We start from the raw sequence: 652 nt of genomic DNA, 5'->3' as shown, positions 1-652 counted from the left end.
CAACATTGGCTCGAACATCTGGCCAGCGTCCGCCGCCTGTCGCCATTGACCATCGAAGCCTATGGCCGGGATCTGCGGCAGTTCTTCGGCTTTCTCACAACCCATCTCGGAGCGCCGCCATCCATCGCCGGTCTTGCCGCGCTGAAACCGCTGGACCTGCGCGCCTTCCTGTCGGCGCGTCGTCGCGATGCCATCGACAACCGCACGCTGATGCGACAGCTCGCCGCCCTGCGCTCCTTTGCCCGCTATTGCGAGCGGGAGGGCGTCGTGACCCTCGCCGCTATCGCCGCCGTGCGTGGGCCGAAGCTGACCCGCAACCTGCCCCGACCGCTGACCTCGGCCGCCGCCGTGGCGGTGACCGACGTGGACAGCCGCGCCGGCGATGAGCGCCCCGCCTGGGTTTTGGCCCGCGACGCAGCCGTGCTGGCGCTACTCTACGGCAGTGGCCTGCGCATCAGCGAGGCCCTGTCGATCCGCCGCAAGGACGCGCCTGTGCCTGGCGTCGGCCAGGTGACCGTCACCGGCAAGGGCGCCAAGACACGTTCCGCCCCGGTTCTGCCCAAGGTCGCGGCGCTCGTCGGCGACTATATCAGCCAATGCCCCTGGACCTTGCCGGCGGATGGCCCCCTGTTTGTCGGCGTGCGCGGCGGAC

General features: G+C 69.9%; 1 protein-coding gene. It reads left to right on the top strand.

From position 1 onward, the window contains the following. A partial coding sequence (locus AC4FS3_RS28940; RefSeq protein WP_491023409.1) for a site-specific integrase occupies window positions 1-652 on the top strand: 652 nt, incomplete at both ends.

The sequence above is a fragment of the Pseudogemmobacter sp. TB195 genome (genome assembly GCF_058313095.1).
The sequence above is the reverse complement of the archived record's forward strand: the minus strand, read 5'-3'. Positions and strand labels throughout refer to the sequence as shown.